General features: G+C 66.3%; 21 protein-coding genes. 14 read left to right on the forward strand and 7 right to left on the reverse strand.

Translation table 11 applies throughout. From position 1 onward, the window contains the following. The first annotated feature begins 20 nt into the window (after positions 1–20). The 7 genes from dnaK to BM197_RS16840 all read left to right on the forward strand — a co-directional run bounded on the left by dnaK (position 21) and on the right by BM197_RS16840 (position 6,383). Positions 21–1,892: a molecular chaperone DnaK gene (gene dnaK / locus BM197_RS07860; protein WP_090710381.1), complete on the forward strand. Its 1,872-nt coding sequence runs from the start codon at positions 21–23 to the stop codon at positions 1,890–1,892. Between the two features lie 2 nt (positions 1,893–1,894). Next, positions 1,895–2,521 carry a nucleotide exchange factor GrpE gene (locus BM197_RS07865; protein WP_090710382.1) on the forward strand — a complete coding sequence of 209 codons (627 nt, stop codon included), beginning with the start codon at positions 1,895–1,897 and terminating at the stop codon, positions 2,519–2,521. Between the two features lie 6 nt (positions 2,522–2,527). Beyond that, positions 2,528–3,514: a DnaJ C-terminal domain-containing protein gene (locus BM197_RS07870; protein WP_090710384.1), complete on the forward strand. Its 987-nt coding sequence runs from the start codon at positions 2,528–2,530 to the stop codon at positions 3,512–3,514. A 5-nt stretch (positions 3,515–3,519) separates the two neighbouring features. Next, positions 3,520–3,933: a heat shock protein transcriptional repressor HspR gene (locus tag BM197_RS07875; RefSeq protein WP_090710385.1), complete on the forward strand. Its 414-nt coding sequence runs from the start codon at positions 3,520–3,522 to the stop codon at positions 3,931–3,933. Between the two features lie 94 nt (positions 3,934–4,027). Next, positions 4,028–5,134, forward strand: coding sequence for a hypothetical protein (locus BM197_RS16275; RefSeq protein WP_177216773.1), 1,107 nt, complete (start codon positions 4,028–4,030; stop codon positions 5,132–5,134). 49 nt (positions 5,135–5,183) lie between these two features. Continuing rightward, positions 5,184–6,305, forward strand: coding sequence for a class I SAM-dependent methyltransferase (locus BM197_RS07885; protein WP_090710387.1), 1,122 nt, complete (start codon positions 5,184–5,186; stop codon positions 6,303–6,305). A gap of 24 nt (positions 6,306–6,329) precedes the next feature. After that, the gene (locus tag BM197_RS16840; protein ID WP_425435703.1) at positions 6,330–6,383 is read left to right on the forward strand and encodes a hypothetical protein; all 54 of its coding nucleotides are present in this window, start codon (positions 6,330–6,332) and stop codon (positions 6,381–6,383) included. A 102-nt stretch (positions 6,384–6,485) separates the two neighbouring features. Here the strand turns inward: BM197_RS16840 and BM197_RS07890 are convergent, their stop codons facing one another. The 3 genes from BM197_RS07890 to fgd are packed head-to-tail and all read right to left on the reverse strand — an operon-like array spanning position 6,486 to position 8,931. Beyond that, positions 6,486–7,130 (reverse strand): NADPH-dependent F420 reductase, encoded by a 645-nt coding sequence (locus BM197_RS07890; protein WP_090710389.1) that lies wholly within the window; start codon positions 7,128–7,130, stop codon positions 6,486–6,488. A gap of 11 nt (positions 7,131–7,141) precedes the next feature. Next, on the reverse strand, positions 7,142–7,921 hold the full coding sequence (locus BM197_RS07895; RefSeq protein ID WP_090710390.1) for an MBL fold metallo-hydrolase: 780 nt from the start codon (positions 7,919–7,921) through the stop codon (positions 7,142–7,144). Between the two features lie 5 nt (positions 7,922–7,926). After that, the gene (fgd, locus tag BM197_RS07900) at positions 7,927–8,931 is read right to left on the reverse strand and encodes a glucose-6-phosphate dehydrogenase (coenzyme-F420) (protein WP_090710392.1); all 1,005 of its coding nucleotides are present in this window, start codon (positions 8,929–8,931) and stop codon (positions 7,927–7,929) included. Positions 8,932–9,119: 188 nt separating this feature from the next. Between fgd and clpS the strand changes: the two genes are divergently transcribed. The 5 genes from clpS (at position 9,120) to BM197_RS07925 (ending at position 13,345) form a co-directional block, all read left to right on the forward strand. Continuing rightward, a complete protein-coding gene (gene clpS, locus BM197_RS07905) occupies positions 9,120–9,404 on the forward strand; it encodes an ATP-dependent Clp protease adapter ClpS (RefSeq protein ID WP_090710394.1) in 285 nt (94 codons plus the stop codon). Further along, on the forward strand, positions 9,401–9,937 hold the full coding sequence (locus BM197_RS07910; RefSeq protein WP_090710396.1) for a DUF2017 family protein: 537 nt from the start codon (positions 9,401–9,403) through the stop codon (positions 9,935–9,937). Before clpS ends, BM197_RS07910 begins: the two co-directional genes overlap by 4 nt. 84 nt (positions 9,938–10,021) lie before the next feature. After that, positions 10,022–11,221 (forward strand): glycosyltransferase, encoded by a 1,200-nt coding sequence (locus tag BM197_RS07915; RefSeq protein ID WP_090710398.1) that lies wholly within the window; start codon positions 10,022–10,024, stop codon positions 11,219–11,221. A gap of 169 nt (positions 11,222–11,390) precedes the next feature. Continuing rightward, positions 11,391–12,776: an LLM class flavin-dependent oxidoreductase gene (locus tag BM197_RS07920; RefSeq protein ID WP_090710399.1), complete on the forward strand. Its 1,386-nt coding sequence runs from the start codon at positions 11,391–11,393 to the stop codon at positions 12,774–12,776. Positions 12,777–12,973: 197 nt separating this feature from the next. Next, positions 12,974–13,345, forward strand: coding sequence for a hypothetical protein (locus tag BM197_RS07925; protein ID WP_090710401.1), 372 nt, complete (start codon positions 12,974–12,976; stop codon positions 13,343–13,345). A gap of 95 nt (positions 13,346–13,440) precedes the next feature. On the opposite strand, the gene solA is transcribed toward BM197_RS07925, so the two are convergent. Then, complete coding sequence (gene solA, locus BM197_RS07930; RefSeq protein ID WP_090710402.1) at positions 13,441–14,604, reverse strand: N-methyl-L-tryptophan oxidase; 1,164 nt, start codon at positions 14,602–14,604, stop codon at positions 13,441–13,443. Between the two features lie 121 nt (positions 14,605–14,725). On the opposite strand from solA, the gene BM197_RS07935 reads away from it, so the two are divergent. Continuing rightward, the gene (locus BM197_RS07935; protein WP_090710403.1) at positions 14,726–16,885 is read left to right on the forward strand and encodes an ATP-dependent Clp protease ATP-binding subunit; all 2,160 of its coding nucleotides are present in this window, start codon (positions 14,726–14,728) and stop codon (positions 16,883–16,885) included. A gap of 59 nt (positions 16,886–16,944) precedes the next feature. Then, a complete protein-coding gene (locus BM197_RS07940) occupies positions 16,945–18,129 on the forward strand; it encodes a sensor histidine kinase (protein WP_090710405.1) in 1,185 nt (394 codons plus the stop codon). 160 nt (positions 18,130–18,289) lie between these two features. Here BM197_RS07940 and BM197_RS07945 read toward each other — a convergent pair whose 3' ends face one another. The 3 genes from BM197_RS07945 to acs all read right to left on the reverse strand — a co-directional run bounded on the left by BM197_RS07945 (position 18,290) and on the right by acs (position 22,237). Beyond that, complete coding sequence (locus tag BM197_RS07945) at positions 18,290–18,874, reverse strand: nitroreductase family protein (RefSeq protein ID WP_090710407.1); 585 nt, start codon at positions 18,872–18,874, stop codon at positions 18,290–18,292. Positions 18,875–19,045: 171 nt separating this feature from the next. Then, positions 19,046–20,038: an LLM class F420-dependent oxidoreductase gene (locus BM197_RS07950; protein ID WP_090710409.1), complete on the reverse strand. Its 993-nt coding sequence runs from the start codon at positions 20,036–20,038 to the stop codon at positions 19,046–19,048. A gap of 171 nt (positions 20,039–20,209) precedes the next feature. After that, positions 20,210–22,237 carry an acetate--CoA ligase gene (gene acs, locus BM197_RS07955; RefSeq protein ID WP_245762457.1) on the reverse strand — a complete coding sequence of 676 codons (2,028 nt, stop codon included), beginning with the start codon at positions 22,235–22,237 and terminating at the stop codon, positions 20,210–20,212. Positions 22,238–22,326 lie beyond the last annotated feature (89 nt).

Raw genomic sequence — 22,326 nt, forward strand, 5'->3', positions numbered from 1 at the left:
GTCCAAAGGAGAGAAAACACATGGCACGTGCAGTAGGAATCGACCTCGGAACCACCAACTCAGTTGTTGCCGTCCTCGAGGGTGGCGAGCCCACCGTCATTGCGAACGCCGAGGGCCTTCGCACCACCCCCTCGGTGGTCGCATACACGAAGGACGGCGAGGTGCTCGTCGGCGAGACCGCCAAGCGCCAGGCCGTCACCAACGTCGACCGCACCATCGCGTCGGTCAAGCGCCACATGGGCACCGACTGGACCTTCGCGGTCGACTCGAAGAAGTACACCCCGCAGGAGATTTCGGCACGTATCCTCGCCAAGCTCAAGCGCGACGCTGAGCAGTACCTCGGCGACACGGTGACGGATGCCGTCGTCACGGTCCCCGCCTACTTCAACGACGCCGAGCGTCAGGCCACGAAGGAAGCCGGCGAGATCGCCGGCCTCAACGTGCTCCGCATCATCAACGAGCCGACCGCTGCCGCTCTCGCGTACGGCCTCGACAAGGGCAAGGAAGACGAACTCATCCTCGTCTTCGACCTCGGTGGTGGAACCTTCGACGTCTCCCTGCTCGAAGTGGGCAAGGACGACGACTTCTCGACCATCCAGGTGCGTGCCACCGCCGGTGACAACCGCCTCGGTGGAGACGACTGGGACCAGCGCGTGGTCGAGCACCTCATCAAGCGCTTCAAGGAGACCACCGGCGTCGACGTCTCGAACGACAAGATCGCCAAGCAGCGTCTGAAGGAAGCGGCGGAGCAGGCCAAGAAGGAACTGTCCTCCGGCATGTCCACCTCGATCCAGCTCCCCTACCTCTCGCTCACCGAGAACGGCCCGGCCAACCTCGACGAGACGCTGACCCGCGCCCAGTTCGAGCAGATGACCAGCGACCTCCTCGACCGCACGAAGAAGCCGTTCCAGGACGTCATCCGTGAGGCCGGCATCAAGGTGAGCGACATCGCCCACGTCGTGCTCGTCGGTGGATCGACCCGCATGCCCGCCGTCTCGGCCCTCGTGAAGGAAGAGACCGGCGGACAGGAGCCCAACAAAGGTGTCAACCCGGACGAGGTCGTCGCCGTCGGCGCGGCACTCCAGGCCGGTGTGCTGAAGGGCGAACGCAAGGACGTTCTGCTCATCGACGTCACTCCGCTTTCCCTCGGCATTGAGACCAAGGGCGGCATCATGACGAAGCTCATCGAGCGCAACACGGCCATCCCGACCAAGCGCAGCGAAACCTTCACCACGGCTGACGACAACCAGCCGTCGGTCGCGATCCAGGTGTTCCAGGGCGAGCGCGAGTTCACCCGCGACAACAAGAACCTCGGAACCTTCGAGCTCACCGGAATCGCCCCCGCCCCCCGTGGCATCCCGCAGGTCGAGGTCACCTTCGACATCGACGCCAACGGCATCGTGCACGTGTCCGCGAAGGACAAGGGCACCGGCAAGGAGCAGTCGATGACCATCACCGGTGGTTCCTCGCTCGCGAAGGAAGACATCGAGCGCATGGTGCGTGAAGCTGAAGAGCACGCTGCAGAGGACAAGGCCCGCCGTGAGGCAGCCGAGACGCGCAACACCGCCGAACAGCTCGCCTACTCGATCGACAAACTCATCCGTGAGAACAGTGACAAGCTGCCCGATGACGTCAAGAGCGACGTGCAGGCCGACGTCGACGCCCTGAAGTCCGCCCTCGCCGGCGACGACGAGGCCGCGGTCAAGACCGCGTACGACAAGCTCAACGAGAGCCAGGTCAAGCTCGGTGAAGCAATCTACGCTCAGGCTCAGCAGGCAGAGTCCGCTCCGGCGGAGGGCGCAGAGCAGCCCGACGAGACAGCATCCGATGAGGATGTCGTTGACGCTGAAGTCGTCGATGACGAAAACGAGACCGAGAGCGACAAGAAGTAACCATGACTGACAAGAACCCGACTCCAGACAACGGTGACGAGGTTCAGCCAGTGGACGAAGGGTCGGAAGCGCGAGCTTCCGACCCTGAGTCGCAGGTGGACTCCGAACTGCCCGAAACGACCGAAGACGAACTGACCGTCCAGGACATCCTCGATGCCGCCCAGGCGGACGGCCTCGACGAGGACCTCGGTGAACGCCTCGCCGATGCCGAGCCTGAGCACGAACATCTCGTCGACCTCAAGCGCGTGACCGCCGAATACGCCAACTACCGTCGGCGCACGGAGGCCAACCGTGAGGTCGAGCGGGAACGGGTCACAGGTGACGTGGCCAAGCTCCTGCTGCCCGTGCTCGACGACCTCGACCGGGCTGAGAAGCACGGCGATCTGGAAGGGGATGCGCCGTTCGCGACCATCGCCGCGAAACTGCGGGCCAGCGTCGAGAAGATCGGCCTCGTGCCGTTCGGTGCGAAGGGCGACCCGTTCGACCACAACATTCATGAGGCCGTCTTCCAGCAGCCGAGCCCTGATGTCGAAGCCGAGACCGTGATCGACGTCGTCGAGACCGGCTACCTCATCGGTTCGACCATGCTGCGCGCGGCCAAGGTCGTCGTCGCGGTACCCGCTGAGTAGGCGCCCATGGCAAGCCAGGACTGGTTTGACAAGGACTTCTACAAGGTTCTCGGTGTCAAGAAGGATGTGACGCCGGCGGAGTTGAAGAAGACCTACCGCAAGCTTGCGCGCAAGTATCACCCGGACTCCAACCCGGGGGATGCCAAAGCCGAAGCCACGTTCAAGGACATCAGCGAGGCCTACTCGGTGCTCAACGATCCCGAACAGCGCAAGGAATACGACGCCGTGCGGGCGATGGGTTCTGGCGCTCGCTTCACCGCGCCCGGCGGCAGCTCTGCGGGTGGTTTCGACGACGTCTTCGGTGGGATGTTCGGTGGCGGCGCGCGTGGGACGAGCACCAGCTACCAGCAGGCCGACTTCGAGGACATCCTCGGAGGGGTCTTCGGACGCAGCGGGGGCTTCGGCCAGTCGACCGGGGGTTACCGCGGCTACGGCGGGCCGACCCCTGGTCGCGACGTCACGGCATCCACCACAATCGACTTCCTCACGGCGACGAAGGGTGACCAGATCACCCTGCAGACAGCCGAGGGCCGGACGATCAAGGTGAACATCCCGGCCGGTGTAGCCGACGGGCAGAAGATCAAGCTCCGCGGCAAGGGGCACCCGTCTCCCGACGGCGGCCCGGCCGGCGACCTCGTGCTCACTGTCGCGGTGCGCAAGCATCCGGTGTTCGACCGTGACGGGCTCAACCTGCGGGTCAATGTGCCGGTCACCTTCGTTGAGGCGACGCTCGGCGCGACCATCGAGGTGCCGACTCTCGGCGGCGATCCGGTCAAACTGCGTGTCGCACCCGGCACGCCATCCGGCCGGGTCCTCCGGGTCAAGGGTCGTGGCGTCTCGACGTCGAAGGGCACCGGCGATTTGCTCGCCGTCGTGCAGGTGGCGGTGCCTTCGCACCTCAGTGCTGAGGCACGCGCTGCCCTCGAGCATTTCCACGAGCTCGAGCCGCACGAGAACCCCCGTGACGACCTTCTCCTGAGGGCGAAGGGATGACGAGGATGGACGAGAATTCGCCGATTTTCGCGATCGCGATGGCGGCCGAGCTGGCCGGAATGCACCCGCAGACCCTGCGGCAGTACGACCGGCTCGGCCTCGTCTCACCCACGCGGACGGCAGGCAAGTCTCGTCGCTACTCGATGCGCGACGTCGCCCAGCTGAGGGAGGTCGCCCGGCTCAGCGCCGAAGGTGTGAGCCTCGAGGGAATCGGCCGGATCCTCGCTCTCGAGAACGAAGTCGTCGAGCTTTCCGCCCGTGTACGGGAGCTTGAGCACGCCCTCGCTAACGAACTGGTCAAGTCGCCTGGTCGCCGCGTCTTCGCGGCAGGATCCCAGGGCGATGTCGTTCCGCTCAAGAGTGGCACCCGGGCGCAGCGGCGCACCGAGCTCGTCGTCTGGCGGCCTTTCCAGCGCTGAGGTTCCGGGAGCCGCAAAACCGGTACCCAGGATTGATTCGATCGGCACCCAGGGTGGGTTACGTGCACGCGTCCGGCTGATTATGCTGAGCCGCATGAGCGAGAATGAGCCCCGCGTTCCAGAAGACGCCACATCAGCGACGCCGCACGGCGGGCAAGACCCAACACCGACAGGACCAGCGCCTGGCGAAGGCGAACAGCCGGCAGGTGCGCCGCCGGGTTCTCCCCTCGCGCCCCCGACCGGTACACCGCTGCCACCGGCGGGCGACTCGCCCGCGGCTTCGGCGCCTGGACCGACTCAGCAGCCCGGCTATCCGCAGCAGGGCTACCCGGCCCAGCAGGGTTATCCGCCGCAGCCCGGTTACCCGCAGCAGGGGTATCCGCAGCAGCCCGGTTACCCGACGCATCAGCCGGGGTATCCGCCGCAGCCCGGTTACCCGCCCCAGGGGTATCCGCAGCAGCCCGGCTACCCGGTCCAGCAGCAGAGACACCCGCAGCCCGGATACATCGCTCACGCTCCGGCCAGGACAGAACCGCCGCGCCCGCCGCTCGAACCGCGGCAGAGGCGCGGCGCGATGCTGGCGGGCGCCGTCGGTTACTCCCTCATGAGCCTCGGGTTCGCGCTCGCGGCGATACCCCTGGCCATCGCCGCGTTCGGTGCGTTCTTCAGCACCGTGTTCTCGTGGGCTGCGACGACCAATCCAGACGACGTCGCGATTAGTACGGGACTCCCGCCCGCGGTGATCGAGCAGTTCATCGCGGATGCCTGGTCGACGTTCCTGCCCTGGCTGATCGGCCTGATCATCCTCGGCGTCATCCTATGGATTCTCGGTTATCTCTCGAGTCTCTGGATCCTGCGCAGCCACCGCGTGAACCGCCCGGTTGCCGTCACGTGGAGCGCCCTTGGTATCGCTATCGTCGCCGGCTGGGTGCTCAGCGCCGTCAGCTCTCCGATCTCGGGACTGGCCGGCTTGTGGACACCGGATTTCGGCAGGCCAGGACACCTTGGCGACGACGGCCTCAGCGCGCTGCAGAACATCGATTTCACGCCGATCATCGGGTTCGGGGCTCTGTTCCTGCTGATCGGTCTCGTATTGAACGCAGCGGTCGGCCTGCTCAGTTGGTGGTGGATGGCGCACGCGCTTCGAGAGCGGCGAACGCCGGTGGACGACTCGGCAACGACACAGGCCTCACCGGCCTGAGTCGGACGACGCAGGGTAACGGTGCCCGCCGCACCGTTACCCTGAACAGGTGACTGACTTCCCGTTCGACCGGCTCCGCCGGTGGCCCGACGTCGAAGCGACCAACCTCTTCGCCTCCGACGCGACCGACCGGCTGATCCTCGATCTGGCGGACGAAGCGTTCGCCGCCGCCGCACCCGGCGAAACGGTCGTCATCGGCGATCGGTACGGCGCGCTCACGCTCGGCGCGGCGCACCGCGGCGCCACCCGCATCCGAACGCATCAGGACGAACTCTCCGGCGAACGGGCCCTCGCCGCCAACGCAGCGGCCCTCGCGTCGACGGATGCCTTCACCAACCTTCCCCTCGACGGCACCCTGCTTCGCGGCGCCCGCGTCGTGCTGCTGCAGTTGCCACGGTCGCTCGACGCGCTTGCCGAGATCGCCGAAACAATCGCCAGGTATGCGGCGGCGGATGTCACGGTGTACGCAGGGGGACGCGTCAAGCACATGACTCCCGCGATGGCCGACGTGCTGGCGACCTATCTCGGTTCGGTCACAGCGTCGCTCGCGCAGCAGAAATCCCGGGTCCTGATCGCGCGGGAGCCGCGACCAGTGGCTGGAGAACCCCGCTGGCCCGCTCGCGAGTTCCACGCCGACCTCGACCTCTGGGTGTGCGCGCACGGTGCCGCGTTCGCCGGCACCAAAGTGGACATCGGCACCCGGTTCCTGCTCGGCTTCCTAGACGGGCTTCCCTCTGCACAGACCGCGATCGACCTGGGCTGCGGCACGGGCATCCTTGCGACCGCGGTTGCTCGTGCCCGCCCCGCCATGCGCGTGACCGCCACCGACCAGTCTGCGGCGGCCGTGGCATCCGCTCGCGAGACCGCGTTGGTGAACAGCGTCGCGGACCGGGTTACCGTCGTGCGCGACGATGGCTTGTCCGGCTGGGCGGACGGCTCAGCCGAGTTGATTCTGCTGAACCCGCCATTCCATATCGGGGCCACGGTGCACGCCGGGATCGCCGGGAAGCTGTTCGAGGATGCGGCGCGCGTGCTGAAACCCGGCGGTGAACTGTGGACCGTGTGGAACTCGCACCTCGGTTACCGGGCCGCGCTGGAACGCACGGTCGGACCCACCCGCCAGGTGGGACGGAACACCAAATTCACCGTTTCGGTGTCGGTTCGGCGCTGACCGGAGACTCTCCGCGGACTGCGGGTGATTCTTCTTTTCCACGTCGTCGGCACCGTCATGGAAGTGTTCAAAACCTGACCACTACATCGTCGACTTCCGCTGGGTGCTTCTCGCGGCGGTCATACTCGTGTACCTGCGCACGACAACGTATTTCCACGTCTTCCACAGCGTCCGCCGGATTCAGCGACGGTCAGCCCGCGTGGCCTGGGCGATGTCGATCTCGAGCTCCTCTAGGTCACGACGGGGCCCGAACGCCGGGGTGCCGGCGTCGATGCGCCAGCTTTCGCTCAAGGGCCCGATATCGAGGGCGTCGAAGCCGATCGTGTTCATGAACTCCGCGACGGCTCGCTTCGCGTCGTCGTCATCGCCGGCGACGATGAGTGCACGGCGCTCCGCGGTGCGCGCAGACTGGGCGTCACCGGTGATCGCCGGCGCCTGGATGTGGTTGAACGCCTTCACCACGCGAGCGTCAGCGAAGTGCGCCTGCACGAACTCCGACACCGTCATTTCTCCGGTGTCGAGGGGTGAGATGGCGCCGTCCCGCCGAGGGTAGTAGTTGCTGGTGTCGAGGACGATCTTTCCGGCGAGCAGGTCGGCCGGGATGCTTCTTACATCCTTCAACGGCACCGCGACCGCCACGAGGTCAGCGGCCGCCGCATCCGCCGGGGTACCGGCCGTCGCGTGCTCACCGAGTTCGAGGATGAGCTCGGTCAGGGATTCTGGTCCCCGCGAGTTCGAGACCACAACGTCATAGCCGTGAGCGACGGCGGCGCGTGCGAGCTGGGAGCCGATGTTTCCGGCGCCGATAAGTCCGAGTGTTGTCATAGGTAAGTTTCTCATCCTCCAGCCCGGTCTGTGGCGCTCAGGTACGCGAGCTGGGCTTCGACGGACTGCTCGGCGGCGAACCGGACCGCCGGGTCGATGTCGGAGTAGACGACGTCGGTGACCGCGGCGGCACTGGCATCCGGTCCCAGATTCCGCAGCGCCGCCCGTACCTCGTCGAGTCGCCGGTGCCGGTGGGCGAGGTAACCATCGCAGATCGCTTCGAGATCGAGCAGCGGCTCACCGTGCGCAGGCAGCACGGTGAGCGGGCCCATGCCGCGGAGTGTCATGAGGGAGTTAAGGTAGTCGGCAAGGCTGCCATCCGGGGCCGCGATCACCGTCGTACCGCGGCCAAGGATCGTGTCTCCAGTGAGGATCGCCCCGCTGGCACCGTCCTGCGCCAGGACGAAGCAGACCGAGTCGGCGGTGTGCCCAGGGGTTGCGACGACCCGGATGTGCACGCCTGCTGCGTTGATTACCTCTCCGTCGGTGATGGGATCAGCTCCGATGCAGAATGCCGGATCGAGCCCCCGCACCGGGGCGCCGGTGAGCCGGGCCAGTTCTGCGCTGCCTGCGGTGTGGTCGTGATGACGGTGGGTGACGAGGATGAGGTCTACCGGACCCGCCGCCGCCAGAGCCTGGAGGTGCCGGGGGTCGTCCGGACCCGGGTCGACGACCACGACCGAGCTGGCACCGGGTTCGCTGACCAGGTAACTGTTCGTGCCGTCGAGGGTCATCGGGCCCGGGTTCGGCGCGAGGAGAACACGGGCGAGCGCGCTGCTTTGCTCGGACATGCTGATCAGGCCAGGGCGCGGAGTCTCGGTGCGATGTCCCGGGCGAAAAGATCCAAGAACCGTTTCTGGTCGTGGCCTGGACCGTGGAAGACGAGGTGGTTGAGGCCGGCATCGACATACGGTTTGATCAGCGACACCGCTTCATCCGGATCGTTCGACACAATCCAGCGCTTCGCGACCTGCTCGATCGGAAGAGCATCCGCGGCGGCCTCCATCTCGATCGGGTCGTCGATCGAATGCTTCTGTTCCGGGGTGAGCGAGAGCGGTGCCCAGAACCGGGTGTTCTCGAGGGCGACCTCCCGGTCGGTGTCGTACGAGATCTTGATCTCGATCATCCTGTCGATCCCCTCGGCGTCGCGGCCGGCCTTTGCCGCACCCTCGGCGACCGCGGGCAGCAGCTTGTCTGTGTACAACTCCATGCCCTTGCCCGATGTGCAGATGAAGCCGTCGCCTGCACGGCCGGCGTAGCGAGCGACGACGGGGCCGCCTGCAGCGACATAGACGGGGATGCCGCCTTCGGGCACGTCGTAGATCGAGGCACCGCGAGTCGTGTAGTACTCGCCGTCGAAGTCGACCCGGTCGCCGACCCAAAGCTGGCGCATCAGATCGACGGCTTCACGGAGCCGTGCGAACCGCTCCTTGAACTCGGGCCACTCGCCCTGGTACCCGGTCGCGATTTCGTTGAGGGCTTCGCCGGTGCCCACCCCGAGGAACACGCGGCCCGGATACAGGCATCCCATCGTGGCGAACGCCTGCGCGACGACCGCCGGATTGTAGCGGAACGTCGGCGTCATCACCGACGTGCCGATCTGGATCCGTTCGGTGCGCTCGCCGACAGCGGTCATCCAGGCCAGGGAGAACGGCGCATGACCACCGTTGTGCCGCCAGGGCTGGAAGTGGTCGCTCACCGTGACACTGTCGAAGCCGTGCTCCTCGGCCATTACGCCCAGTTCAACGAGATCGCGCGGCCCGAACTGCTCCGCCGATGCCTTCACGCCCAGCTTCAACATGCGATCCTCCACAGCAACACCACGTCCGGCGCCATTCGCCGACAACCTCGACACTAGCGGGACGACCCGACGCCGGTCCCTGTGAATCCGTTGTTTTCATTCGGAGCCCTGATCCGTCGGTTCCCGGAATTCGATGTCAAGGCGTGGCCGGGCATTGCATTGACGGGTTGGGGTGACAAGCTTGAACCGTGCCACAACTTGACCACCGCCTGGACCTCGCCGAATCGCTCACCGTCGGCACGCCCTGGAACACCGTGGTGTGGGACGACCCGGTGAATCTCATGACCTACGTCTCGTGGGTTTTCCGGAGCTACTTCGGTTTCAGCAGCGCCCGCGCTGAAGAGCTCATGCTCCAGGTCCACACTTCTGGCAGCGCTGTCGTGGCGACGGGTCCGAAGGAAGAGATGGAGAGGCACGTCGTGGCGATGCACGGGTACGGATTGCTGTCGACGCTCGCGAAGGTTCCGCAATGAGGGCGTTCGACGCGACACCGGCCGGTGACCTTCTCGCCGAGTTCGAGACGCAGGAGGTGGCCCTGTTCATCGACCTGGTGCAGCAGATCATTGGTCTGCTTGAACGGGTCAAGGAGGGCGAGGCGGATGTTGAGCCGACCGTCCTCGCGCGACTGTTCCCGGATGCCTATACGGATGACCCATCAGCCGCTGACGAATTCCGCAGGTTCACCCTGGACGACCTGATCGACCGCAAAGTCGAGAACGCCAGGGGAGTGCTCGCCTCGTTCGACGTGGCGCAGGCGCGACGCACAGCGGACGGTGAAGTCCGGTTGGTGCGGCTCGACCGGGAGCACGCGATGTACTGGCTCGGTACGCTGACCGACCTGCGCCTTGTCCTCGCCACCAGCCTCGGGATCGCAACCGTCTCCGACGAAGGTGCCGTCGAAACCCCGGATGCCGAGTACGTCGAGAGCTTGTACGACTGGTTCGGGTTCGCGCAGGGTTCTCTACTGGAGGCACTTGAAGAGGTCGAGGGCATCGGGGGTTCCTGAACCCGCCTCGAACACTTCGCGTTCGTCGGTTCCTGAGCAAGGCCGCCCGCGGCCGCGTCGAAGGGCGGATACCCTTAGGGCACCATGCACATACTGATGTTCAGCGACCAGCACGCAGATTCTCTCGGCGGGGTGCAGGTCTCTCTCAGGCTGCAGAAGCGTTTCCTCGAGCAGGCGGGGCACACGGTGACCGTGTGCGCCCCGAAAATGCATCGGGAGCACGCCGGGGATCCCGGCTACGTCGACCTGCCGTCCGTCCCCATCACGCTTGACCGGGAGTACTCGATGACGCTCGTCGGGCGTCGCACCGACCGGTTTCTCGATCGAGCGCTCGAGAAGCGCCCTCCGGTGGATGTCGTGCACGTGCAGGCCGACTTCTGGGGCGCGATGCTGGGGTACCGGTACGCGGCGAGGCACGGCATCCCCGCTGTGCACACCTTCCACAACCACATGGAGTTCGGCATCGAGCGGGTCGTGCCGTTTCCGAAGCTCGCGATTCGCGCGTTGCTCTGGTGGGAGCATCGGCTGCTCAAGCCGTCGCTCTCGCGACTAGCCCCGAGCGCCTGGGCGTTCCTGAACGAACTCGCGCTGCGGGCGGATGCCACGACGGCGCCGAGCGGTCACTTCGCATCCCTGCTCGAGCGGAAGGGTGCAGCATCCGACGTGGAGGTGATCCTCACGGGCGCAGACGATTCGATCGTTGAGAAGGTGCTCGGGAGCGTCGAGCCACGATCGACAGCCCGCCCGTTGTTCGTCTGGATGGGCAGGATGAGCGCCGAGAAACGCATTCTTGAATATCTTGAGGCCATCAGGCTCGCCGACGTGGATGCGGACTTCCGCCTCTACGGGGCGGGGCTCCTGCTCCCGAAGGCGCAGGCGTTCGTGCGCGACAACGGGCTCGGCGACCGGGTCCACTTCGCCGGCAAGGTGCCGTATCCCAAGGCCCTGGCGGCGATCGCCTCAGCCGACGCGCTGGTCCAGACATCGATCGGTTTCGAGACGCAGGGCATGACCGTGTTCGAGGCGGCCGCGCTCGGCACCCCCTCGATCGTCAGCGACCCGAACATCGCCGGTGAACTCCCCGATGGGGTCTACTGGCAGCCGGCCGACGGATCGGTTGAAGCGCTCGCCGTGGCCCTCCGTCGGGTCGCCGCTGATGTGGCATCCGGGTCCCGGCTGATCGTCGAGCCGCAGGCCAGCTCGACTTTCCGGCAGAGCCACCAGACGGCGCGCATGATCAGCGTCTACGAGCGGGTGCTCGCGGGGCGGTCTTTACAGCGCTGACGCGTCCATAACTCCGCCTCGATCGCTCCGCGGCCCCCGCCACCCGCGCACACCCGCGTCGCTACTCGCCCGCCACCGAGGATTGGCGGAGTTCTGCACACCGGGAGTTCTGTGACGCCATGTTGCGGGCACAGTCGCACGCTTCGAAGCGAACACGCACCATGGAAACATGCCTCGCCACATCCGTTTCAATGCCTTCGACATGAACTGCGTCGCCCACCAGTCCCCAGGGCTCTGGCGTCACCCGGACGACCAGTCGCACCGCTACACCGACCTCAGCTACTGGACCGAACTCGCGAAACTGCTCGAACGCGGCAAGTTCGACGGGCTGTTCATCGCCGACGTACTCGGCACCTACGACGTGTACGGCGGCAACCATGAGGCCGCCCTCCGGAACGGCGCCCAGGTCCCCGTCAGTGACCCATTGCTTCTCGTGTCAGCCATGGCGGCGGTGACCGAGAACCTCGGTTTCGGCATCACGGCCGGCACCGCATACGAGCACCCGTACCCGTTCGCCCGCCGGCTGTCCACGCTCGACCACCTCACCAAGGGTCGGATCGGCTGGAACGTCGTCACCGGTTACCTGCCGAGCGCCGCCCGCAACATGGGCCACGACGACCAGGTCGAACACGACGAGCGGTACAACATCGCCGACGAGTACCTCGAGGTGCTCTACAAGCTATGGGAGGGTTCGTGGGAGGACGACGCCGTCGTCCGGGATCGTGAGACCGGTGTGTTCACCGACCCAGCCAAGGTGCACGAGATCGGCCACGCCGGCAAGAACTTCACGGTTCCGGGCATCCACCTGTCCGAGCCGTCGACGCAGCGCACCCCTGTGATCTTCCAGGCCGGAGCGTCCGGCCGTGGCGTGCAGTTCGCCGCTGAGAACGCCGAGGCCATCTTCGTCGGTTCCCCGACCAAGGCCATTTTGAAGGCGACGGTGTCGAAGATCCGGGATGCCCTCGAGGAGGCCGGGCGCGACCGTTACGCCGCGAAGATCTACCAGCTCGTGACGGTCATCACCGACGAGACCTCCGAGAAGGCGCAGGCCAAGCACGAGGAGTACCAGCAGTACGCGAGTACAGAGGGAGCACTCGTTTTCATGTCAGGCTGGATGGGCATCGACCTCTCGCAGTATGACCTCGACGCTCCCATCGGGGATGTGAAGAGCAACGCGATCCAGTCGGCCGTCGCGAACTTCCAGGCGGCATCCGAAGACGGAAGCGAGTGGACCGTCCGTGATATCGCCGCGTGGGCCGGCATCGGCGGGCTCGGCACGCGGATCGTGGGCTCCGGCAGCGAAGTGGCCGACCAGCTGCAGTCATGGGTGGACGAGACCGACGTCGACGGGTTCAACCTGGCCTACGCGATCACACCCGGGTCGTTCGAAGACATCGTCGAGTTCGTCATCCCCGAACTGCAGGCTCGGGATGCCTACCCGACCGACTACGCGCCCGGCAGCCTCCGCAACAAGCTGCACGGCAGAGGCGACCGCCTTCCTGACGAGCACCGCGGGGCGTCGTTCAGCTACCGGGAGCGGCTGGCCGCGCAGTAACACGGGGCGGAGCGCATAACTCCGCCTCGTTTGCTGCGCCGGTCGTGTCGCTTCCCGAAAGTTCGGCCCCGCTAGCGACCTGGTGCCCAGAACTGGCGGAGTTGTGCGCGTGCCGGAGCCCGATCCTGCGATGGGGAGAGCGCCGGGCAAGATGTCAAGGGCCTTGATGGCGGTTTTCAGCCGCGTACCTTCGACATATGAGTGATTCACGAGATTTCGACGAGCAGGTGAAGATCACCGATGCTGACAGGGACGTCAGCGGCGCTGATCGCATGGAATCCGGAGTTCCCGCCGGTTCCACGTCCGCGGATGCCACGGGCGACGACAACAGGGGCGTTCTTGGCGACGTCGCCCACCCCTTCGACCAGACCAACGGCATCCTCGACTCCTACGACGAGACCCACCCGGGCGACGTGACCGGTGAGTCTCCGAGCGAGTACGCCGCGTCCGCCGGGCCGGTCGGTGATGACGCGTCGAGAACTGGCACTGATCAAGCCGGCACCGGCGATTCGTACCTCGACGACGACACGCGCGTCGCTCCACCACCACTGCCGCCAGCACGGCCATAATTCAAAGGTTGCGACGGCGAGTCAGCCGACCTCCTCCGATGCCCCGCAGATGACTCAGCTGACTTGCCGTTGCTCATTGATGTGCGGGGAAGCGCTCAGTCCTGCAGCGCGGGTCGATCCAGCGCGAAGAGGTCGATCGAGAGATCGGTGCGGCCGCGCGTCGACAAATCCGCGGCGATCTCTCCCACGACCGGTACGAACTTGAACCCGTGCCCACCGAACCCGGTCGCGACGGTCACTTGCGAGTGCTCGGGGTGAAGCCCGATCATAAAGTGATCATCGGGGGAACTCGGGTAGAGGCACGTCTTGGCGTCGATCAGCCGCCCAGTGAGGTGCGGGAACAGTTCAAGCGCCCTGGATTGCATCCGCGCGACTTCGAACGGCAGCACCTCCCGATCGATGGCATCCGGATCGGTCGGCCGCTCCTCGTGGAAGAAGCCGATCTTGATTCCGCCGCCCGGTCCGTCGGCGATGGGGAAACCGTAGACCTGGTCGTTGCCATTCGTGCGCTCGATGAACACCGGCTGCCTTCCGACGGCGTAGTCCTCGAACGCCGGCCGGCCGGGCGAATAGCCGGGCTCGAACCAGTACATGACCTGGCGTTCGGACGCCACGGGCGCGCCTACCTCTCCCAGCAGCTGAGCCGACCAGGCGCCGGGGGCGACGACCAGGCGGTCGGCGCCATACGTTCCGTGATCGGTCACGACCTCCACGCCGCCCCCGCGCGTGGCCGTCCACGACCGCACCGCCTCGCCGAAGTGCAGGCGGGCACCGTGCTGGGTCGCGACCTGGATGTTCGCGGCCGTGGTTCGTTCGGGATTCACGAAGCCCGCGTTCGCCTCGAACAGGCCGAGCGCGGATTCCGCGGGACGCATCGCCGGGAACCGCCCTGTGATCTCCGCGCTCGACAGCACCTCGTGGGGCAGGTTCCACTGGCGGGCCGAGCGCAGCGCGCCAGTGAACGTCTCTTCCTCCGGGTCGCCGATGTAGATGCCGCCCGTGAGAGTGACGATCTTCTGCTCCGACTGCTCTTCGAGGCGCCGCCAACCCTCGTAAGCCCGGAGCAGGAGGGGGACGTATTCGACACCCTCGTAGTAGGACTGACGGATGATCCGGGTGCCGCCGTGCGCCGACCCGCGGTCGTGAGACGGCCAGAACCGTTCGAGCCCGAGCACGCTCAGGCCCCGCTGGGCGAGCGCGTTCGCCGCAGCCCCACCCATGGAGCCGAGCCCGATCACGATGACGTCGGCAGAAAGCATGGACACTCGATTCTGGCTGGGAGTTCGCTGGTTCTCCCAGCCTAGGAGATCGAGCCGGTGGCGTCATCGATGAGGAAGCTATAAACTTGAGCCCGCCAGACTCAACTTTGAAGGAGCCCGCATGCAAGCCGGTCGGAACTCGCAGGACGAGCAACAGAGCGCCCTCGAACTGTACGGAATGAACCTCACCGAGATCGCGAGGTCAGGCAAGCTCGACCCGGTCATCGGGCGTGACGCCGAGATCCGCCGTATCAGCCAGGTCCTCACCCGCCGCACCAAGAACAACCCGGTCCTCATCGGCGAACCTGGCGTCGGCAAGACCGCCGTCGTCGAAGGGCTCGCCCAGCGGATCGTCGAAGGCGACGTCGCCGAGTCGCTGAAGGACAAACAGATCGTCGCCCTCGACCTCGCAGCCCTCGTCGCCGGCGCCAAATACCGTGGCGAGTTCGAGGAACGGCTCAAGGCCGTTCTCAAGGAGATCAACGACGCCAACGGCCGGATCATCACCTTCATCGACGAGCTGCACACGCTCATGGGCGCCGGCGCCGCCGAAGGCTCTGTCGCCGCCTCGAACATGCTCAAGCCCATGCTGGCCCGTGGCGAGCTGCGCATGATCGGTGCGACGACCCTGAATGAATACCGCGAGTACATCGAAAAGGACGCCGCCATGGAGCGGCGGTTCCAGCAGGTGTATGTGGGGGAGCCGAGCGTCGAGGACACCGTGGCGATCCTCCGCGGGCTCAAGGAGCGCTACGAGGCCCACCACAAGGTGACCATCGCCGACTCTGCGCTCGTCGCCGCGGCATCCCTCTCCAACCGCTACCTTCCGGCGAGACAGCTGCCCGACAAAGCTATCGACCTGATCGATGAGGCCGCGTCGCGGCTGCGGATGGAAATCGACTCGTCCCCGGTCGAGGTCGACGAACTCCGGCGCAGCGTCGACCGGCTCAAGCTCGAGGAGCTCGCGCTCAAGAAGGAGAAGGACGAGGCGTCGAAAGAGCGGCTGTCCGCTCTGCGTAAGGACCTCGCGGAGCGCGAGGCGTCGTTGATTCAGTTGCAGTCCCGCTGGGACAGGGAGCGTGCGAACCTCAACCGGGTCGGAGATCTCAAGACCCAGCTCGACGAGATGAAGATACGGCGCGATCGCGCGTTTCGCGAGGCGGATTACAAGGAGACCTCGCGTCTCGAGTACGAGGTCATCCCAAAGATCGAGAAGGAGATCGCCGAAGCGGAGCAGGCCGAGAATGAACAGCCCCTCATGGTCAACGACCAGGTCACCGCCGATGACATCGCCGCCGTGATCGCCGCCTGGACCGGCATCCCGGTCGGGCGGCTGCTGCAGGGCGAGACCGAGAAGCTGCTGCATCTCGAAGCAGAACTCGGCAAACGGCTCGTCGGGCAAAAGCAGGCGGTCAAGGCTGTGGCGGATGCCGTCCGGCGCACCCGGGCGGGAATCTCCGACCCCGACCGGCCGACCGGTTCGTTTCTGTTCCTCGGCCCCACCGGTGTCGGAAAGACCGAGCTCGCGAAGGCGCTCGCCGAGTTCCTCTTCGACGACGAAAAAGCGATGGTGCGCATCGACATGTCCGAGTACGGCGAGAAGTTCTCCGTCTCACGCCTCGTCGGCGCCCCTCCGGGCTACGTCGGCTACGAGCAGGGCGGGCAGCTGACCGAGGCTGTGCGTCGGCGCCCGTACTCGGTCGTGCTGCTTGACGAGGTTGAGAAGGCCCACCCCGAGGTGTTCGATGTGCTGCTGCAGGTGCTCGACGACGGCCGCCTCACCGACGGGCAGGGACGCACTGTCGACTTCCGCAACACGATCCTCATCCTCACTTCGAACCTGGGATCGCAGTATCTCGTCGACCCGTCGATGTCCTGGCCTGAAAAGGAGGAGGCAGTGCAGAACCTCGTTCGCCAGGCTTTCAAACCGGAGTTCGTGAACCGGCTCGACGACATCGTCGTGTTCTCTGCACTCACCCAGGAAGACCTCAGCCAGATCGTCGAACTGTACATCGACCGGCTGCAGCGACGGCTGCAGGAGCGTCGCCTTGAACTCGCGGTGACCCCGGATGCCCGGAGCTGGCTCGCCGAGCGCGGCTACGACCCGATCTACGGCGCTCGTCCGCTGCGCCGGCTCATGCAAAACGAGATCGACGACCGGCTCGCGACCGCGATCCTCGACGGCACGGTCAGGGACGGCAACACCGTGCGAGTGGACCTCGACCCCACGGCTGACGAGCTCGTGGTCGCTGCGGCGGTCGACGCGCAAGTCCACCGCTGAGCCGGCTTGCTCCCGATTAGGGGGAGGTGCCGCGGCACCGAGTGAGCCAGCATGGAAACATGAGGTTCACTCAGCAACTGCCTGCGGCGCTTCCCGTACTCGGTCGGCGCGCTCTCTTCATTTTGCTCGGCGGGATAGCCGCCGTACCGCCGATGGTCGCGTGGTCCTGGTTCCTGCTCGTGCTCGGCGACGACAACGCATCGGCAGCGGCGAGGGCTGGCGCTGTCGTCATCGTCGGACTGATGACCGTCCCGGTGTTCCTTTCCGGCGCAGGCACCCTTGAGCGTCGGCTGGTGAATTCGCTCCTCGGGTCGTCGATTCCTGAACCCGGGGTTCCCCGCAGCGCGGACGCCAGGGTCCGCGGCTCACTGTTCTTCGCAGGACATCTCGCCGTCGGAGGGCTGCTCGTCGCTGCGCCAGCCCTCGCCACTGTGCTTCAAACGAGGCAACCGGCGGGTGACCTGTCAGGAATGTCTGGGGTGGCGACCGTTGCTGTCGTTGCCGTCGTTGTGCTCCCGGCCCTGGTTATCGCTACCGCCGTCGGCGTGGTGCTTCCCCGGATTGCGGCCGCCCTGCTCGGGCCGTCAGCAGCAGAGGCAGCCGTCGTCGCCAACGCCGAAGCGGACCGGGTGCGGCGACAGAATGTTCTGGCACGGGCGCTGCAAACCTCGATCAGCCGTGCCCTTGCCCTCACCTCGGACGAGACGGGACGTGCCGCCGGCATCCTGGACGCCGATCCTGATGCAGCCCGAGCCGCTCTCGGCCGCGCCGAGCGAGCGCTGAGAGCTGCGGCAGCCGATTTGGTCTATTCCTTCACCGTGCTGCGGGGGCCGTCGATGGCCACCGGTGACGTCGATCCCGTGCCCGAGCGGCCGCTCACAGACCTCGACGATCTCATCGAGGAGAGCCGGCAGGCCGGCCTTGACATCCGCCTGAACAGCGAGGGGGATCTCGAACGCGTGCCTGCCGCGCTGAGCACGGCAGCGTTCCGGATCGTCGAGGACAGCGTCACCCGGGCTCTCCGTCACGCATCTCCTCCGCAGGCATCGTTGCGATGCGCCGTGTCGGCTGATGCCCTGGAAATCAATCTCTTCAACCCGGCCGAGGGGATGCCTCGAGATGGCGACGGCATCGATTCCATTCGGGAGCGGGTCGAGTTTCTCGGCGGCCGTTGCGTCATCGGCGCGACCGGTGACGGCTGGCTGGTGCGTGTCGTCCTCCCGACCCATCACGCCTTCACCTGAGATTGTCGGCAGGTGCATCGACCGGCTGCAGCGGCGACGGCAGGAGCGTGGCCTCGAACTCCGCTGTGACGCCGGATGCTCGCCCTGGGCGACTCGCGGCATAACGTCAAAGCACCCGGTACCCTTGTAGGGTGCCGGGTGCTTCGGTGTTATTCGGAGATCAGGCGCTGAGAAGGACCAGTTCGTCGAGCGGACGCCGGCTGCGCGGAGCAACCTCGCGCTCACGCAGAACGTCGCTGGCGAGGGCCTCCGGCGTGCCGAGCACGCCGAGAGCGGTGACCGACATCGGCTCGAGCGCCGGGTCGATGCTGAAAGCGGTGCGAAGCCCGTCGACCTCGATGCCGCCCATCTGGTGCACGTGGAGGCCGTCGTGGTGAGCCTGAACCGTGAGGTTCGCGACGGCCTGGCCGAGGTCATACTGGGCCCAGCGCAGCGGCGTGCCATCTTCGGCGGTGACAGCTGCGAGGTTGACGATGAGCACGTGCGCAGATACTGCCCAGGCCTGGTTGAATCCCATCAGGTTCTCGACGATCGTTGCGTGCTCGGCGGTGCCACGGCGAGCGACGAGGAAGCGCCACGGCTGTGTGTTCGACGCGGAAGCCGACCAGCGCGCGGCCTCGAGTGCTGCCGTGATCTTCTCGGAGGGAACCTCGACGCTGGAATCGAAGGAGCGCGGGCTCCAGCGCTCGGCGAGTACCTCGTGGATCGGCGCGCTTGTGACGGCGGTACGGCTGATGGTTGTCATTGGCTTCCTTCGTTGTGCGAGTTTCGTCGTGGTCGCCATTGACCTACCTCGATGCAAACAAACGGCGCCGCGGAGTATTCCGCAGCGCTGTTGCCTTCTCGATTTTACGGGCGCGCACTGAGCGGCATCCGTCTGGGGCATCCGTCTGGGGCATCCGTCTGGCGGGTGCCGCTACGCAAGCGCCGGGATAACCTTCTCCTCGAACAACTCCATCCCCGAACGGTCGAACGCCGCCTCCGGGAAGTAGGTGATCAGGTAGCCAAGACCGCGGTCTTTCATGTCGCTGAACCGCTCGACGAGCTGGTCGGGGGTGCCGACTCCGAGGGCCTTACCGTTGCGGTATTCGGCCATGAACTGTGTCGTCTTCGCTTCACCGAGATATGGCGCCACCCGTGCTTCGAGTGCGTCGAGCCGATCCGCGACCTCCGCCTCGCTGTCGGCGACAACCACGTTGTAGTTCGCGCTCCGCACGATCTCGTCGAATTCCCGGCCGGCCTTGTCGCAGTGGCCGCGGAGGATCTCGCTCTTGTGGGTGAAGCCATCGGGGGAGCCGTCGAAGTTCGTGTACTGCGCGTACCGGGCCGCGATGCGCAACGTCACCTTCTCACCGCCTCCCGCGATCCAGAACGGGATGCCGCCCTCCTGCAGCGGCAATGGGCGCACGATGGCGCCGTCAACCTGGTAGTGCTTGCCATCGAGGGTGGCGGTGCCGGTCTCCCACGCCTGCTTCATGATCTGGACGCCCTCGTCCAGCCGCCCGAGCCGGTCGCCGACGCGCGGAAAACCGTAGCCGTACGCACGCCACTCATGCTCGTACCAGCCGCCGCCGATCCCCATCTCGACCCGGCCGCCGGAGATCACGTCGACCGTCGCGGCAACCTTCGCGAGGTACGCCGGGTTGCGATAGCTCATACAGGTGCACATCTGGCCGAGCCTCACCCGCTTGGTCGTGGCGGCGAAGGCGGACATCAGCGTCCACGCTTCGTGGGTCGCCTCGTCGCTCGGTTTGGGAACGGTGTGAAAGTGGTCGTACACCCAGATGGATTCCCAGGGGCCGGCATCCGCGTGTGCGGCGAGGCCGCTCATCCTCTCCCAGTGCTCGGCGGGGTCGATTCCAACAAGGTCATGGCGCCATCCCTGCGGGATGAAGGTTCCGAATCGCATGTCGGTCAGCCTAGGGGCGGCATTTAGCTGGGGTCGAGGTATTGCCCCGGCTCCGCGGATCGGGTAGACCGCGACCTTTGTCGCCGTCGGTTCACTCGCTCCGGGCCCTCTCATGCGGTGCGCCGGATGGATGCGTCCGGAACGAGTGAAGTGGCCGACGGGTGGACGAACTCAGCGACTCGCCCGCACGATCTCCTCGATGCGACCGGGCACCGTGTCGTCCTGCAGGCTCGTCACATCGCCGAGCGGGCGGGCGTCGGAGATGTCGCCGAGCAGCCGGCGCATGATCTTGCCCGACCGGGTCTTCGGCAGGTCCGGTACGACGATCACATTCCTGGGCTTCGCGATCGGACCGATCTCCGTGGCGACATGCGCCCGCAGACGCTCCGTGAGTTCGCGGCCGAGCTCCACCCAGTAGTCCGGATGCTCCGCCTCGGCTCCGACGGAACGCGCGGATGGCACAACGTACGCCGCGATCGCCTGCCCGGTGAGAGCATCCGCCACCCCGACGACGCCGGCTTCACCGACGGCGGGATGGGCGACGAGGGACGACTCGATCTCGATCGTCGACAGCCGATGCCCCGACACGTTGATCACGTCGTCAACGCGTCCGAGTACCCAGATGTCGCCGTCGGCATCCCATTTGGCGCCGTCGCCGCTGAAGAAGTAACCCTGCTTCCAGAATCTCGCCCAGTAGGAGTCGCGGTACCGCTCGGGGTTGCCCCAGACGGTCCGGGCCAGTGCGGGGCCCGGGCGGTCGACGACGAGGTAACCGCCCTCACCGAACGGCACCGGGTTGCCCTCGTCATCGACGATGAGCGTCGACAGCCCTGGCAGAGCCCGGTTCGCCGACCCCGGCTTGAGTGTGGAGACGCCGGGTACAGGGGCCATCACGGCGGCGCCGGTCTCGGACTGCCACCAGGTGTCGACGATCGGGGTGATTCCCCGGCCGATGTGCGTGTGGAACCACACCCAGGCCTCCGGGTTGATCGCCTCACCCACCGTTCCGAGGAGGCGGATCGAGGAGAGGTCGTATGCGGCGGGAACGCCGTCGGGGAACCAGGTCATCAACGTGCGGATGAGCGTCGGCGCCGTGTAGTACGTCGTCACCCCGTACCGCTCGATGATCTCGAAGTGCCGCGCCGTATGCGGCGTGTTCGGTGTTCCCTCGTAGATCACCTGGGTGAGCCCGTTCGACAGCGGTCCGTAGATCTCGTAGCTGTGTGCGGTCACCCAGGCGAGGTCGGCGGTGCACCAGTGCACGTCGTCCGGTTTCGCGTCGAAGATCGCCCAGTGGCTCCACGACGCCTGGGTGAGGTATCCGCCCGACGTGTGGACGAGCCCCTTCGGCTTGCCGGTCGTGCCGGAGGTGTAGATGATGAACAGCGGAGTCTCCGCGTCGAACGCTTCGGCTTCGTGTTCGTCGGATGCTGTGCCAACGGTGTCGTGCCACCAGACGTCGCGGCCGGGTGTCCATGCGACCGGCGGGATCTCGTCGCCGGTGCGCCGCACCACGAGCACGTGCTCGATGCTGTCGACGCCGGCCACGGCGGCATCCGCGTTGTCTTTAACGGCGACGGCTGTTCCGCGGCGGTACTGCCCGTCGGTGGTAATCAGCAGCTTCGCCTGGGTGTCCTCGACCCGGAACCGAAGCGCGTCGGCGCTGAACCCGCCGAACACGAGCGAATGGATCGCGCCGAGGCGTGCGACGGCGAGCGTGGCGATGATGGTCTCGGGGATCACCGGCAGGTAGATCACCACCCGGTCGCCAGCGCCGACACCGAGCTCGGTCAGCGCGTTCGCGGCCTTCGACACCTCCCGTAGCAGTTCGGCATAGCTGATCGAGCGCCGGTCGCCCGGTTCGCCCTCGAAATGCAGCGCGATCTTGTCGCCGTTTCCGGATGCCACGTGCCGGTCGACGCAGTTCACGGCCACGTTGAGCTTGCCGCCGGCGAACCACTCGGCCTTCGGCACCGTCAGGGCGCCGTCCGGGCCCTCGGTGACGGGCTGCCAGCTGTGGGTCGTGTGCCACGGCTCGGCCCAGTCGAGCCGTGTGGCGGCATCCGCCCAGAACGCGATCGAGTCGGCATCCGCTTTTGCCCAGTCCTCGGCGGTCACATTCGCCTGCGCTGAGAACGCGGCAGGCGCCGGGAACCGCCGCGTCTCGGTTGAGAGGTTGGCGAGGGTGGGGTTGGACACGGCAGGCATCCTTCGACGTTACGGCGGGGTGTTCTCGGTCACGAATCGCTGTGCAACCCGGCGTAACGTTCGCGAGTTGCCGACTTTGC

Origin of the sequence: Mycetocola miduiensis (genome assembly GCF_900115155.1) — a bacterium.
Classification (GTDB): domain Bacteria; phylum Actinomycetota; class Actinomycetes; order Actinomycetales; family Microbacteriaceae; genus Mycetocola_A; species Mycetocola_A miduiensis.

Excerpts from the sequence above, each read along its gene's own strand:
- BM197_RS07875 (WP_090710385.1), top strand. The coding sequence starts at position 3,520 with ATGGACGAGAATTCGCCGATTTTCGCGATCGCGATGGCGGCCGAGCTG.
- BM197_RS07920 (WP_090710399.1), top strand. The coding sequence starts at position 11,391 with ATGCCTCGCCACATCCGTTTCAATGCCTTCGACATGAACTGCGTCGCC.
- BM197_RS07915 (WP_090710398.1), top strand. The coding sequence starts at position 10,022 with ATGCACATACTGATGTTCAGCGACCAGCACGCAGATTCTCTCGGCGGG.
- dnaK (WP_090710381.1), top strand. The coding sequence starts at position 21 with ATGGCACGTGCAGTAGGAATCGACCTCGGAACCACCAACTCAGTTGTT.
- BM197_RS07935 (WP_090710403.1), top strand. The coding sequence starts at position 14,726 with ATGCAAGCCGGTCGGAACTCGCAGGACGAGCAACAGAGCGCCCTCGAA.
- BM197_RS07865 (WP_090710382.1), top strand. The coding sequence starts at position 1,895 with ATGACTGACAAGAACCCGACTCCAGACAACGGTGACGAGGTTCAGCCA.
- BM197_RS07945 (WP_090710407.1), bottom strand. The coding sequence starts at position 18,874 with ATGACAACCATCAGCCGTACCGCCGTCACAAGCGCGCCGATCCACGAG.
- BM197_RS07870 (WP_090710384.1), top strand. The coding sequence starts at position 2,528 with ATGGCAAGCCAGGACTGGTTTGACAAGGACTTCTACAAGGTTCTCGGT.
- BM197_RS07950 (WP_090710409.1), bottom strand. The coding sequence starts at position 20,038 with ATGCGATTCGGAACCTTCATCCCGCAGGGATGGCGCCATGACCTTGTT.
- BM197_RS07895 (WP_090710390.1), bottom strand. The coding sequence starts at position 7,921 with ATGTCCGAGCAAAGCAGCGCGCTCGCCCGTGTTCTCCTCGCGCCGAAC.
- BM197_RS07925 (WP_090710401.1), top strand. The coding sequence starts at position 12,974 with ATGAGTGATTCACGAGATTTCGACGAGCAGGTGAAGATCACCGATGCT.
- BM197_RS07940 (WP_090710405.1), top strand. The coding sequence starts at position 16,945 with ATGAGGTTCACTCAGCAACTGCCTGCGGCGCTTCCCGTACTCGGTCGG.
- BM197_RS16275 (WP_177216773.1), top strand. The coding sequence starts at position 4,028 with ATGAGCGAGAATGAGCCCCGCGTTCCAGAAGACGCCACATCAGCGACG.
- BM197_RS07890 (WP_090710389.1), bottom strand. The coding sequence starts at position 7,130 with ATGACAACACTCGGACTTATCGGCGCCGGAAACATCGGCTCCCAGCTC.
- fgd (WP_090710392.1), bottom strand. The coding sequence starts at position 8,931 with ATGTTGAAGCTGGGCGTGAAGGCATCGGCGGAGCAGTTCGGGCCGCGC.
- BM197_RS07910 (WP_090710396.1), top strand. The coding sequence starts at position 9,401 with ATGAGGGCGTTCGACGCGACACCGGCCGGTGACCTTCTCGCCGAGTTC.
- solA (WP_090710402.1), bottom strand. The coding sequence starts at position 14,604 with ATGCTTTCTGCCGACGTCATCGTGATCGGGCTCGGCTCCATGGGTGGG.